The sequence below is a fragment of the uncultured Caulobacter sp. genome (assembly GCF_937900395.1).
GTDB lineage: Bacteria > Pseudomonadota > Alphaproteobacteria > Caulobacterales > Caulobacteraceae > Caulobacter.
In genome coordinates, this window is record NZ_CALCDX010000097.1 from 1 (window position 1) to 12,459 (window position 12,459).

The following is a 12,459-nucleotide window of genomic DNA, read 5'->3' on the forward strand; positions in this document are numbered from 1 at the left end:
ACCCGCAGGGCCTGCAGGCGGTCTATCGGCTGATCCCGTCGTGGCCGCGCAAGCTCATCATGCTGCAGCTGGCGACCATCTACATCACCACCGGCATGCTCAAGACCGGTGGGGTGTGGATGGCGGGTGACTCGCTCTACTACGCGATGAACCTCGACCACTTCTATCGCTTCGAGGGCCTGACGCAGTGGGTCAGCGCGCTCTTCGCGACCACGCTCTTTCGCTGGATGACGTGGGTGACGCTGTGCTGGCCGAAACGCAGCATGGCGTCGGCTTGGTCGTAACTGGCGATCGTGATCTTCATCGTGATGCCTCCGCTCCTCCGAGGTTGAGGTACACGTGCCGCTCGATGTAGACGCGGTCCTGGGTGAAGATCGGGATCTCGTAGTCGTTCACGATCATGGTGCGCGTGACTGGCTCGTCGGCGTCGCCGAGCATTGGCCTGTGCCACGTCTCCGACCACTCGCGCGCCGTCATGGTCGTGGCCTTGCGGATCACACACCATCCGCGCTTCTCCCACGTCGCGCACTCCTCCCATGGGGTCTTGTTGGCCTCGAGCTTGCCGCGCAGGGCGGGAGTCTTGTCGAACGAGACGTGGAGGCCCTTCGCCTTGCCGCCCTTTTTTCCGGCGGGGGCGACGACGCTGATCGTCACCGTGCCGTACCAGGGGTCGCGATAGACGCCGGCATAGGCCTCCAGCGGCAGGCTGGGCTTGGCGCCGCCGCTGGGCGGCGTGGTGGCCTTGGCCAGGTCCTTGCGCAGCTGGGTCTCGCTTTCGGCCTGGACCCGCTTGCTGGAGGCGATCCAGTCGTAGTCGCTCCGGCCCTGCAGCCGGTCTGGGCCGCCATAGCGCAGGGCGCGCAGCACCGGCGTCTCCTCGGCGTTGGTCATCACCATGATCCCGGACTTCCGGCCCGGCAGCAGGCCCGTATAGGAGATGAAGCCCGCGAGGCCGCCGGTGTGCCACAGCAGGCGCTCGCCGCGGTGATCCTGGACGAACCAGCCCAGGCCATAGGCCTGGATCGACGGGCGGACGGGGTTGTCGTCGATCGGGCCGTCCGACCAAGTGGTGATCGTGTGAGGTTTCCACATCTCGCGGGCGGTGGGGGCGGTCCACAGGCGCTTGCCTTCGGGCGTCATGCCCAGGCCCAGCTGCGTCAGCATCCAGCGGGCGATGTCCTTGGGCGTCGAGTTCACGCCGCCGGCGGGGGCGGCGGCGTCGAAGCTGTTGTCGAAGGGCAGGACCTTCTGAGGTCCCATGCCCCGGGTCGGCGGCCCCAGGCGCGCGTGCGGCGAGGCGCGGCGCGACCTGTCGACCAGGGCCGGGCTGGAGACGGTGCTGGTCATGCCCAGCGGATCGAAGATTCGGGTCTTGATCATCTCCTCCCAGCTCTTGCCCGAGACCGCCTCGATCACCGCCCCGGCGGCGACATAGAGGACGTTGTCGTAGGCGTAGCCGCCCCGGAACTGTCCGCCGATCGGCAGGTATTTCAGGCCTGCGACGATGTCGGCGCGGGTGTGGGTCGGCGCCGGCCAGATCATCAGATCGCCCGCGCCCAGGGTCAGGCCGCTGCGATGGACCAGGAGGTCGCGGACCGTCATCAGCTTGGTGACGATCGGGTCGCTCATCTGGAAGGCCGGCAGGTGCTTGGTGACGGGGTCGTCCCAGGCCAGGCGGCCCTCCTCGACCAGCATGCCGATCAGGGCCGCGGTCATGGCCTTGGTGTTCGAGGCGATGCCGAAGACGGTGTTCTCGTCGCAGCGGTCCTGGGTTCCCAGCGTCTTGACGCCATAGCCCTTGGCCAGGGTGACCTTGCTGTTCTCGACCACGGTGATCCCCAGGCCCGGCTGGTCGGGGAAGGCGGCCATCACGTCCTGGGCCAGTTTGTCGACGGCCGCGCCGACGGCGCCGGTCTCCTGAGCTCCCGCGCGGCTCCCGAACGCCGCCAGACCCGTGGTCGCCAGAGCCGAGATGAGGGCGGAGCGGCGGGTCGTGGTCAGCATGGCGTGTCCTTCGGATAAGGACGCGAGGCTAAGCTGATGCTCCGGCGGCGGACAAGGGCGTGAGCGCCCCCTCCGTCACGATGCTTCGCATCGCGCCACCTCCCCCGCTTTGCGGGTGAGGAGGAAGACCATCCTCCCCCGTGAAACGGGGGAGGGGGACCGCGAAGCGGTGGAGGGGGCGTTCTCTCAGTTCCCGCCGTCCAGCAGCCGCCGCGCGATCACCTGGGCCTGAATCTCGCCGGCGCCTTCGAAGATGTTCAGGATCCGCGCGTCGGCCAGCAGGCGGCTCGCCGCATATTCCATCGCAAAGCCGTTGCCGCCGTGGATCTGCAGGGCGTTGTCGGCGGCGGCCCAGGCGACGCGGGCGGCGATCAGCTTGGCCATGCCGGCCTCGAGGTCGCAGCGCTTGCCCTCGTCCTTCTGGGCGGCGGCGAAATAGGTCAGCTGGCGCACGCCCATGATCTCGGCCGCCATCATGGCCAGCTTGTTGGCCACGCGCGGGAACTCGAAGATCGCCTGGCCGAACTGCTTGCGGTCGAGGGCGTAGCCGAGGCCGACCTCGAGCGCCGCCTGGGCCACGCCGACGGCGCGGGCGGCGGTCTGGATGCGGGCGCTCTCGAACGTCGCCATCAGCTGCTTGAAGCCCTGGCCCGGGACGCCGCCCAGCAGGTTCGCGGCGGGGACGGTGAAGCCGTCGAAGCCCAGCTCGTATTCCTTCATGCCGCGATAGCCGATCACGCCGATCTCGCCCCCGGTCATGCCCTCGGCCGGGAAGGGGGCCTCGTCGGTCCCGCGCGGCTTGGGGGCCAGCAGCATGGAAAGGCCGCGATAGTCGGTGGTGGCCGGATCGGTGCGGACCAAGAGCGTCATCACGTCGGCGCGGGCGGCGTGGGTGATCCAGGTCTTATTCCCGGTCACGACATACTGGTCGCCCTTCAGCTCGGCGCGGGTGCGCAGGGAGCCAAGGTCCGAGCCGGTGTTCGGCTCGGTGAAGACGGCGGTCGGCAGGATCTCGGCGCTGGCGATCTTGGGCAGCCAGTACTGCTTCTGCTCTTCCGTGCCGCCGGTCAGGATCAGCTCGCCGGCGATCTCCGAGCGGGTCGCCAGGGAGCCTACGCCGATCCAGGCGCGCGACAGCTCTTCGGAGACCACGCACATGGCGGTCTTGCCCATGCCGCTGCCGCCGTACTCCTCGGGGATGGTCAGGCCGAAGACGCCCAGCTCGCCCAGTTCCTCGACCAGTTCGATCGGGATCAGCTCGTCCTTCAGGTGCCACTCGTGGGCGAAGGGGGTGACCTTTTCCTCGGCGAAGGCGTGGAACTGGTCGCGGATCATCTCGAAGGTCTCGTCGAGGCCCGTGTTCTCCAGCGTCGGCCGGCCGCGCGCCTCGGCCAGGCGCTGGGCGATGCGGCTCTTCACGGCCTGGGTTCCGCCCTCGACCATCAGCTTCATTAGGCCGTTGGAATAGAGGCGGTTCAGGACGGCCCGGTCCTCGACCAGATGCGCCGGGCGGACGATCTCGCCCTGGTTCATCGGCACGCCGCCGACCAGTTGGGCGCAGTATTCGGAGAACAGCAGCTGGGCCAGCAGGGCCTCGATCTCGCCGAACCGGCCTTCGGCCTCCAGCCGCTCGGCCCAGCCGGCGACCTGGTTCAGCAGTTCGGCGTACGAGGCGTACCAGCCATAGCCGTGGACGCGGTGCTGGTGAACGTCGGCCAGCTTGCGGTCGACCTTGCCGCCTTCGGGGGCGATGTGGGCTAGGACGGCGGGCTTGGCCTCGGCCACGAACAGCCCCGCCGCATCGGCGGCCTCGCGCAGCAGGCCAAGCAGGCCCGGAAGGACGAGGTTTTCGGCGTTGTCGCGCGCGAGGGTCGTGGTCATGGCTTGCTCCCCTTGGCCAAACAGATGTTTTGCGCCAAACAATTGTTTTCTTTCACCGTGGCGCATTTCGCATCTGCGAGCAATGCCGCGCTGCAACATAAAACTCAAAAAAGCGGGGAGTCCGATGCTCAAGGTCCACCACCTCAACGAGTCGCGCTCGCAGCGCATCCTGTGGCTGCTGGAGGAGCTGGGCCTGCCCTACGAGATCGTCCAGCACACCCGCGACCCGCAGACGCGCCTAGCGCCGGCCTCGCTGACGGCCGTGCATTCGCTGGGCAAGTCGCCGGTGATCGAGGACGACGGCAAGGTGATCATCGAGTCCGGCGCGATCATCGACTACGTGATCCGCCGTCACGGCGGCGGCCGCCTGGCGCCGGACGTGAAGAGCGCCGACTACGACCTCTACCAGCAGTGGCTGCACTACGCCGAGGGTTCGGCCATGCTGCCGCTGCTGCTGAACATGTATGTCGGTCGCCTGGGCGAGGCGGGCGCGCCCCTGCACCCGCGCATCCAGTCCGAGATCGCCAACCACCTGGCCTTCGTCGACCAGAGCCTGGCGGGCCGGCAGTTCTTCGTCGGCGACAGCCTGACCGGCGCGGACATCCAGATGAGCTTCGTGCCCGAGGTGGCCAAGGCCATGGGCAAGCTGGCCGACTATCCGAACCTCGCCGCCTGGATCGAGCGCATGCACGCTCGTCCGGCCTGGAAGGCGGCGCTGGACAAGAGCGGGCCGTACGCGCTGGGGGCGTGAGGCCGTCAGGGTGCCCGTGATGATCAAGCCGCCGTAGGACAGATCGACATCAATTCCCGCCTTCCTGGGCCCTGTGCCCAGGACCCATGGTTCCGCCGCCGCGGAATCCCGACCAGCGACCTTGGCCTTCCGGCCCTGGCTACTTTCGTCGTCTGAGCCCGCCTCTGGCATGGGTCCTGGGCACGAGGCCCAGGAAGGCAAGTTCTTGGTCTCCCAGCGATGTCGAATGTCGTCCCGCGCCGCTACTGCGCGTCCGCCACCGCCCAGGAGAAGTCGGTGTGGGTGTTCTGGGTCGTGAAGTAGGTCGGATCGGTGAAGAAGGCGATCGGCTTGTTGTAGTTCGACGGATAGGTCGCGCCTTGGCCCACCACCGCCACGCCGTGGCAGCTCATGCAATTCGAGGTGATGCCGACGGGGATGCTCGGATCGGTCTCGAGATAGGGGTTGAAGCAGACCTGCATGGTCGAGCCGCCGACCGTCGTCGTCTGGCTGTAGGCGGCGCAGGCGGCGTAGTTGTTCCACGGCGCGCCCAGGCTGGCGGGCTGGTTCTGCTTGCTGCCGGGGAAGCCGTTGGGCGTGTCGGCGCCCGGCTGCCACCAGAAGGTCTGCCAGGTCCAGAACGGGATTTCCTTGGTGTTGACGTGCATCGCCTGCAGGACGGCGTAGTCGCCCTGGGCGACGGGCTTTCCGGTCGCGGTCGCGAACTCCTTGGCCTCCGAGGCGCTGAGCCGCACTGCGTAGAAGGTCGATAGCGGCGCCCAAAGGAAGGTCGTGCACGCGCCGGGCGGTCCCGCCGAGGCGATCTCGGCCTTGGTCGCCGGCCGCACCGGGCCGGTCCCCGTCGGCGAAATCAGGACGCAGGTCGTCCAGGTGTCAGGCGTTGGGTTGGAGGGCCTGGTGGAGCCCGCGGGACCCTGCCACAGCGGCTGGATCGTCAGGCCCGTGGCCTTGACCACGCCGTAGACAGGCTTCAGCTCGACCCCCTGGACCGGGAAGGGGTTGATCCCGCGCTGCTCGGGCGTCGCGCTCGTGGGCCAGGCGGCGTTCAGCTTCAGAAGACTGGCGCCGCTGGAGTAGTTGTAGGTCCCGCCGGGGCCGGGCTGCGGCGTATCGATGAAGGTCGCCGCCTCCGGGCTGAACTTGGTGGTGACCGTGCTGCTGGAAACGCCCAGGATCGACCCGTTCTTCAGCGCGCCGCTCCTGAGCGCCGCGTGATGGAACTGGTTCGGCGTCCGGAAGTGGCGAATGGCGCGGGGCCGGGCCAGGCGCGCGGCCAGGGTTGCGGCGCGCGGCGCGCCGGCGGCCTTCAGGGCGGCCGAGCTGGTCGGGAAGACGTCGTCCCCGGTCGCCCAGGTTTCCCAGATCGGCAGCTCCTGGCCGTTGAAGAACTGGCCCGACGGCGCGGCCATGGCTTGCCACAAGCTCCAGGCGTGACCGCGGATGGCGGTGGTGTCGCCGGCGACGATCCAGGCGTCGATTTTCACCTGCGGCACGGGATAGTCCGGTCCCGTCGGCAGCGGCACGGGCGTTACCGTGGCGACGCCGACGAGCGGCTTTGCCGTGGGTTTGGAAACAGCGGACTTGGCCAGGTACGCGCCGCCGCCCAGCGCGACGGCGATGGCCGTCGCGGTAAGACCGATCCTACGCATGTTCGCCCCCTATAGGCCCGGGCGCCTCGCGCCTCGTCCGGGAGATGAGGCGCTCGTCCAATGCACCTGTCAAGTGTATCGATGGAAAACACGCGTTTCGCGCGAAGCAACGCGAGCCGGCGAAGAAAAATCCAACATGAACGAACTCTGTCAGTCGGGTCGCCGACGCCGTTCAGCTTCACCCTGCCATGGTCTGTCTCACGGGGTTGCTGACCCCGGCGACATTCCAAGGGACGAAGGAGTTCTCTCATGTTTGGCACCAAGACCAAGACCATCACCCTGACCCTCGGCGCCGCCGCGGCGGCCCTGAGCATGAGCGTGGCCCCGCAAGCCAGCGCCGGCGTCGTCGGCTGCAAGGCCTCGGGCGGCAAGCAGGAGGTCGGCGCTCTGATCGGCGGCCTCGTCGGCGGCCTGGCCGGCAATCAGATCGCCGGCAAGGGCGATCGCGGGACCGGCACGGCCATCGGCGCCCTGGTCGGCGCGGGCGCCGGCTCGGCGGTCGGCTGCAACATGCAGAAGACCCGCGCGGAACAGGCGGTCGGCGGCGTCTACAAGTCGGGCGGCTATCGCTACGCCCAGAACGTCGAGGCCGAGCCGCTGGTCAAGATGGGCCACAAGTACGTCGCCCGTTCGACCCTGAACCTGCGCGCCGCCGCCACGACCCGCGCGCCCCGCCTCGGCGCGGTGAGCTCGGGCGAGACCTTCCAGGCCCTGGGTCGCACCGGCGACGGCAAGTGGATCCTGGTCGGCCAGGACGGCGTCGGCGTCGGCTACGTCTCCAGCGCCTACGTCTACCGCGCTTAATCGAGGTTGGTTTTCGGGGCGCGACCGAACCCGTCCCTCAAGGCGCGTTCCGAGGAGAGAGCCCGCCCGGCCCCCATGCCGGGCGGGTTTTTTCGCGTATAACCGCCGACTTCCCCGGCGAATGCCGGGGCCCAGATCGAACCCCGATGGCTGTCCGGCCTTTGGCGAAATCACCCCAGACCCAGGCTGAATCTGGGTCCCGGCATTCGCCGGGAAGGTCGGATGATTTTGATCCTCACGTCCGCCAGCGCAGCGTCTGTTCCTTCACCGGGTTGCGGAACGGCCGGCCTTCGAGCCGGCTGCCGGCCCATTCGCGCTTGCACTGGTGGTACCAGCGGGCCTGGGCGTCGGCGTCGCCGACCCACATCAGCGGCGGATTGTGCTTCAAGCCCGGCGTCTGGCAGTCGACGATCTTGCCGTCCTGGCGCAGGAAGGCGCGGGCGGCGAGGCGGATGATCGGAGAAAGCGCCACGAAGGCCCAGTGATCGGACCAGATGATCTGGTTCATGCGGGTCTTGCCGGCGTTGATCGGCGTCATGGCCGACAGGGCCAGCACCTGGCGCTTGCCCACCGTCACATGCTCCCAGCGCAGGGCCGGCAGGCGGAAGGTGATCTCGGTCAGCGGCTCGCCGCCCAGGAGGGCGTAGGCCTTGGAGTTCTTGGACGGCTCGTGCCGCACCATGGTGAAGCCGGCTTCGGACGGGCGGAAGGTCTTCCTCTTCTCGTGCTGGCTGGCCTTGGTGCGCCACCACCACTGCTGGTGGACGTAGGGCCCGTGGGCCGGGTCGATCAGGCCGAGCACCGCGTGGTCGACATGGACGTCGTAGTCCAGGCGGTCGACCAGCTTGGGCCTGCCGCCGACGACGCCCGGGATGGTCGGGGGCGGCTCGGGCGGCGAGGTCGCGCGGCGCGGGTCCGAGGCCATCCAGATCCAGACCAGGCCTTGGCTCTCGACCACCGGATAGCGCGGCACCCGCACCTTGGAGATGTCGAACTCGCTGTCGGCCGTCAGGGACGGGATCGCCTTGCAGGCGCCGTCGGCGCCGAAGCGCCAGCCGTGATAGGGGCACTCGATGCTGTCGGTCCCGTCGGCCTCGCGATGCACGCGGCCGGCCGAGAGGGCGGCGGCGCGGTGCGGGCACAGGTCGCCGATCGCATAGGCCTCGCCCTTGCTGGTGCGGCCCATCAGGACGGGCTCGCCCAGAAATTCGTGCTTGGCGGTCTTGCCGGCTTTGAGGTCGGGCGACAGACAGGCCACGTACCAGGCGTCGCGCACGAAGCCCTCGCCGAACCGGTCGGGTAGCTTGGCCGTACGGGTCAGAATCTGGGCGTCGTCGGCGGGCATCGGCGGGTTCCAGAGAAAAAGGTCTTATCGCGGATCAATGCGACAATCGTGCTGAAGCTTGCCGTTCAACGGGACGCGGCGGTCTCGACCAGACGCTGATAGAACCGGACCATCCGCTCGACATTGGCCAGCGTCAGGTGCTCGTTGGTGCCGTGGATGATCTTGGTCTCGTCGACCTTCAGCACCAGCGGCTGGAAGCGGTAGACGTCGCTGGCCACGCCGCCCATGTAGCGGCTGTCGGTGCCGGCGGTGACCAGGCCCGGCACGACCGGCGCCTCGCTCTCGTCGCCGGCCAGGCCCGCCAGGACCTTCCAGGCGTCCGAGCTGGTCGAGGAGACGGCCGAGGGCTCGTCCGGGGTCTTGCTCCAGGAGAGCTCGACCGGCAGCTTGCCGACCGCGTCCTTGGCGCGGGCCATCACGGTGGCCGAGGTGTCGCCGGGGGCGATGCGGTAGTTGATCCAGGCTGTGGCGTCCTGCGGCAGGACGTTCTCCTTCGGCGAGCCCTTCAGCATGGTGGGGGCGATCGTGGTGTGCAGCATGGCCGCGCCGGCCGGGCTCTTGGCCGTCACCGAGACCAGCAGCGGCGAAAACAGCCAGGTGTTGGCCGCGAAGATCTTCACCACCGGCGAGGCGTGCGGCGAGATCGCCTTCAGCATGTCCGCGCCCGGCCCCTGGAACTTCATCGGGAAGCCGTTCTCGTGGATGGCCTCGACCGCGCGGGCCAGGGTCACGACGCCGCCGCCGTCCTTGGGCGGAGCCGACGAGTGGCCGCCGGCGGCGGGGGCCACGACCTTCATCGTCGCATAGCCCTTCTCGGCCGTGCCGATGATGGCCGCCGGCTTGCCGGTGACCGGGTGGTCGGCGACCACGGCCATGCCCTCGTCCAGCACGAACTGAGCCTTGACGCCGCGCGACTTCAGCAGGGCCGCGGCGGCGCGAGCGCCGACGCCGCGCACCTCCTCGTCATGGCCGCTGACCACGATGATCGTGCGCAGCGGCTTGAAGCCGCCGGCGGCCACCGTCTCCAGCGCCTCGAACAGGGTCACCAGCGAGCCCTTGTCGTCGATCGAGCCTCGGCCCCAGACGGCGCCCTCGGCGATCACCCCGTCGAACGGCGCGTGCTTCCACTGACCCTCGCTGCCCGGCGTCACCGGCACCACGTCCTGGTGGGCCATCAGCACGATCGGCGGCAGGGCGGGGTTCGAGCCGGTCCAGGTGTAGACCAGGGTGTGGTCGGCGATGACCTCGCGGGTCATGACCTTGTGCGCTTGCGGATAGGTCGTCTGCAGCCAGGCGTGCAGCTTGTCCCACTCGGCGGGCTGGTCCTCGGCGCGGTCCTGGTGACTGACGGTCTGGAAGCGGACGGCCTGGGCCAGGTGATCGGCGGCCTTGGCGACGTCGACGGGCCGCGCGGCGGCCAGATGAACCGAGGCCGGATCGGCCTGGGCCGGCGCCTTGAACGTCGCGGTGCGGACGGCGACCACGGCCGCCACCCCCAGCACCAGGCCCACGGCCGTCAAAGCGACCTTACCACCCCAGCTCATCGTTACGCTCCCCCGCGACCTTCCCCCGAAGGTCGCCCCCAAAGATTTCGGGCGACTGTGCGGTCGGACGCGACCTCTGGCAATTGGTCGAACGCGAAAATTTATCCACAGGCTGGCCGGCGGAGGGACCTCAACGCTCGTAGTTTTTTGAGAAAAAGCGTTCCTGTTCAGGCCCTTGATAGAAAACGCAGGTTTCTTACGCACGGGGGTCTGGAGCGGCCCCAAACTCGGGTCATGACCCAAGTCCAAGCCCAAACCTGGTGCGACCGCCTGCAAGCCAAGCTGATGGCCGCCCTCGACGCCGCCTGGGAGACGATCGCGAACAGCGACGATCCCGACCTGATCAAACGCGCCCGCGAGCGGGCCAAGGCCTGTGGCGAGTTCGCCGCCCACGCCCGCAAGATCGCCGCCATGAGCCCCGCGCCCAAGGCGGCGAGGTCCTTGTCGGCTATGCCGTCGCCCTTGCCGGCCGCCGAAAACGGGAGGGAGACGCCGCCGGCGCGGGCCATCCACCGCTTGAAGGGAGGCGGGCGAGGGCGACGATGAGGGGCAGTCCTCCGCGGCCCTCGGACGGCGCCGCCCCCCAGGCGGACATAGGACTGCGCTCAAAGCACGCGGTCGCGATCCTATGCCAGCCCGGCGGGCGTAGTTTCTAGAAGACGTATTGGACCACCCCTGGCGGAGCGGTCTGGGCCACGACGGGCAGCTGGCTCGTCGGCCAGGCGCAGGCGTTACGGATCCGCAGCACGGCGGTGGTGTCCATCCTGCCGATGAAGCTGATCAGCTGCTCCGGGGTGTAGACGAGTGCGTCGATCTCGAAGCCGCCGCCGGCGTCGACTATGGACTCCAGGGTCTCGATGGGTATCGGCATGGTTCAGTCCTCCGTCCCGCGGACCGGATGCGCCCCCTATGAGCCCCGGCGCGAGACGGCCCGACCATGCCAGCCGGAGTTGAGTATTTGGTAAAAGGCCCGTGGGGGTCAGGCTAGACCGCGCCGCAGTGGGGCAGGGCCGCGATAGGCCAATCGCCAGACCCACTCCAGCGGCCCCATGGAAAATCGCTTCAGCCACCAGCGCGAGGCCAGGATCTGGACGATCCAGGTCACGACGACGATGGCGGCCAAGGCCGGGCGGTCCAGCTTGCCGTAGAGCACGGGGCCTCGACCGCCGAAGGCCAGGGTGGTCATGACGACGGACTCGAAGATGTAGTTGGTGAAGGCCATCTGGCCCACGGGCGCCAGTAGATCGGGGATGGCGCGCCAGACCTTGGCGTTCATCGCCAGGACCATCAGGCCCAGATAGCCCAGGCTGACGACGGGCGCGGTGACGCTCTGCATCCAGTAAGCCAGTCGTCCCAGGCCAGAAGGATGCGACGGGATCGCCAGGAACAGCGTGAACACCGCCGCCACCAGGACCAGCGTTCCCAAGCCCACCCCGACCAGCGCCTTGTGGGTGGTCGGCGACGCCTGGCCCTTCAGCAGTCCGGATTTGAAAAGGGCCATGCCCATCAGCAACAGGGCCAGCACCTTGAGAGGCCACACCGGAGCGCCTTGCCACGTGCTGCTGACGAATTCCCAATAGTTGTGGCTCGTCTGGGCCAGGGAAGCGGCGAAGTCACCCGTGAAGGCGGCTGTCTGGGCCGCCGCCTCCTTTGTGATCTGGGCGACCATCTGGGGCGGCGGCGGCGCGGCGAACTGGGCGGCGCGGCTGAGCTGGCGCCAGAATATCCAGCCGTTCACGCCCAGGTGGACGATGATCCCCGCCGTCAGCAGGCGACGCGCGCTCCAGCCCCGGACCAGCAGCGCGACCAGGCCCACCGCGGCGTAGGTCCACAGCACATCGCCCTGCCAGATGACGAAGCCGTGGAACAGGCCGATGGCCAATAGGGCCAGCAGGCGCTTGATGATCATCACCGTGCGCGAGCGGTCGCCGCCTTCGCCGCCGACCAGCAGGATCGAGGCGCCGAACAGCAGGCCAAACAGCGTGTAGAACTTCTGCTGGAAGAAGACCTGGGTGGTCCACCACACCGCCAGACTGGCCGGCGCTTGGCCGTGCGGCCAGAACGGAATGCTCTCGGCGACGATCTCGGGCGCGAAGACCAGCGGGATGTTGCAGAGGAAAATGCCCAGGATCGCCAGACCCCGCAGCGCGTCCAACAGGACGATCCGATCCTTCGCCATCCATTCCCCCAGATGCCCTCGATGCGAGGTTGAGGGAGGTGGGGCAAGAGTCAATTTATATTTGTAAGTTCCCCCCGGTTTCCCCGGCGAATGCCGGGGCCCAGATCGAACCCGCTGGTTCTGGAGTCTATCGCCGTGCGATGGCGCGAAAACCCAAACGGTTCTGGATGAATCTGGGCCCCGGCATTCGCCGGGGAGATTGGATGTCTAAATCGAAATCCGCCCGGCCTATCGCGCGTCGCTGAGTTCCTGCACTTCCTCGACGGTGCGCAGGCCGGGGCGCTGGGCGCAGACCAGGACGG

The 12,459-nt window shown here is 68.4% G+C and carries 11 protein-coding genes and 1 pseudogene; 4 read left to right on the top strand and 8 right to left on the bottom strand.

Annotated features, from left to right (window positions below; genetic code table 11):
* Positions 1-284 (top strand): hypothetical protein (locus Q0379_RS08255; protein WP_299006919.1); only part of this gene is annotated, 284 nt, incomplete at its 5' end.
* A 271-nt stretch (positions 285-555) separates the two neighbouring features.
* On the opposite strand, the pseudogene Q0379_RS08260 reads toward Q0379_RS08255, so the two are convergent.
* Together Q0379_RS08260 and Q0379_RS08265 are read right to left on the bottom strand one after the other, a co-directional pair.
* Positions 556-2,004, bottom strand: a pseudogene (locus Q0379_RS08260) (serine hydrolase); the annotation flags it as partial.
* 186 nt (positions 2,005-2,190) lie between these two features.
* Positions 2,191-3,885, bottom strand: a complete 1,695-nt coding sequence (locus Q0379_RS08265; protein WP_299006922.1) for an acyl-CoA dehydrogenase family protein — start codon at positions 3,883-3,885, stop codon at positions 2,191-2,193.
* A 124-nt stretch (positions 3,886-4,009) separates the two neighbouring features.
* Between Q0379_RS08265 and Q0379_RS08270 the strand changes: the two genes are divergently transcribed.
* Positions 4,010-4,636, top strand: a complete 627-nt coding sequence (locus tag Q0379_RS08270) for a glutathione S-transferase (RefSeq protein WP_299006925.1) — start codon at positions 4,010-4,012, stop codon at positions 4,634-4,636.
* Positions 4,637-4,878: 242 nt separating this feature from the next.
* On the opposite strand, the gene Q0379_RS08275 is transcribed toward Q0379_RS08270, so the two are convergent.
* Positions 4,879-6,285 carry a hypothetical protein gene (locus Q0379_RS08275; protein ID WP_299006928.1) on the bottom strand — a complete coding sequence of 469 codons (1,407 nt, stop codon included), beginning with the start codon at positions 6,283-6,285 and terminating at the stop codon, positions 4,879-4,881.
* 249 nt (positions 6,286-6,534) lie between these two features.
* On the opposite strand from Q0379_RS08275, the gene Q0379_RS08280 reads away from it, so the two are divergent.
* Positions 6,535-7,089: an SH3 domain-containing protein gene (locus Q0379_RS08280; RefSeq protein ID WP_299006930.1), complete on the top strand. Its 555-nt coding sequence runs from the start codon at positions 6,535-6,537 to the stop codon at positions 7,087-7,089.
* Positions 7,090-7,324: 235 nt separating this feature from the next.
* Here the strand turns inward: Q0379_RS08280 and Q0379_RS08285 are convergent, their stop codons facing one another.
* Together Q0379_RS08285 and Q0379_RS08290 are read right to left on the bottom strand one after the other, a co-directional pair.
* Positions 7,325-8,434, bottom strand: a complete 1,110-nt coding sequence (locus tag Q0379_RS08285; protein ID WP_299006933.1) for an aromatic ring-hydroxylating dioxygenase subunit alpha — start codon at positions 8,432-8,434, stop codon at positions 7,325-7,327.
* Positions 8,435-8,499: 65 nt separating this feature from the next.
* Positions 8,500-9,978, bottom strand: coding sequence for a M20 family peptidase (locus Q0379_RS08290; protein WP_299006936.1), 1,479 nt, complete (start codon positions 9,976-9,978; stop codon positions 8,500-8,502).
* Between the two features lie 234 nt (positions 9,979-10,212).
* Between Q0379_RS08290 and Q0379_RS08295 the strand changes: the two genes are divergently transcribed.
* Positions 10,213-10,524, top strand: coding sequence for a hypothetical protein (locus tag Q0379_RS08295; RefSeq protein ID WP_299006939.1), 312 nt, complete (start codon positions 10,213-10,215; stop codon positions 10,522-10,524).
* 106 nt (positions 10,525-10,630) lie between these two features.
* Here Q0379_RS08295 and Q0379_RS08300 read toward each other — a convergent pair whose 3' ends face one another.
* From Q0379_RS08300 to Q0379_RS08310, 3 genes are all read right to left on the bottom strand, one after another.
* The gene (locus tag Q0379_RS08300; RefSeq protein WP_066730250.1) at positions 10,631-10,849 is read right to left on the bottom strand and encodes a hypothetical protein; all 219 of its coding nucleotides are present in this window, start codon (positions 10,847-10,849) and stop codon (positions 10,631-10,633) included.
* 108 nt (positions 10,850-10,957) lie between these two features.
* Positions 10,958-12,157 (bottom strand): DUF418 domain-containing protein, encoded by a 1,200-nt coding sequence (locus Q0379_RS08305; protein ID WP_299006946.1) that lies wholly within the window; start codon positions 12,155-12,157, stop codon positions 10,958-10,960.
* Between the two features lie 228 nt (positions 12,158-12,385).
* The coding region (locus tag Q0379_RS08310; RefSeq protein WP_299006948.1) for a hypothetical protein at positions 12,386-12,459 on the bottom strand (74 nt) is incomplete at its 5' end.

Excerpts from the sequence above, each read along its gene's own strand:
- Q0379_RS08265 (WP_299006922.1), bottom strand. The coding sequence starts at position 3,885 with ATGACCACGACCCTCGCGCGCGACAACGCCGAAAACCTCGTCCTTCCG.
- Q0379_RS08290 (WP_299006936.1), bottom strand. The coding sequence starts at position 9,978 with ATGAGCTGGGGTGGTAAGGTCGCTTTGACGGCCGTGGGCCTGGTGCTG.
- Q0379_RS08275 (WP_299006928.1), bottom strand. The coding sequence starts at position 6,285 with ATGCGTAGGATCGGTCTTACCGCGACGGCCATCGCCGTCGCGCTGGGC.
- Q0379_RS08280 (WP_299006930.1), top strand. The coding sequence starts at position 6,535 with ATGTTTGGCACCAAGACCAAGACCATCACCCTGACCCTCGGCGCCGCC.
- Q0379_RS08300 (WP_066730250.1), bottom strand. The coding sequence starts at position 10,849 with ATGCCGATACCCATCGAGACCCTGGAGTCCATAGTCGACGCCGGCGGC.
- Q0379_RS08295 (WP_299006939.1), top strand. The coding sequence starts at position 10,213 with ATGACCCAAGTCCAAGCCCAAACCTGGTGCGACCGCCTGCAAGCCAAG.
- Q0379_RS08285 (WP_299006933.1), bottom strand. The coding sequence starts at position 8,434 with ATGCCCGCCGACGACGCCCAGATTCTGACCCGTACGGCCAAGCTACCC.
- Q0379_RS08305 (WP_299006946.1), bottom strand. The coding sequence starts at position 12,157 with ATGGCGAAGGATCGGATCGTCCTGTTGGACGCGCTGCGGGGTCTGGCG.
- Q0379_RS08270 (WP_299006925.1), top strand. The coding sequence starts at position 4,010 with ATGCTCAAGGTCCACCACCTCAACGAGTCGCGCTCGCAGCGCATCCTG.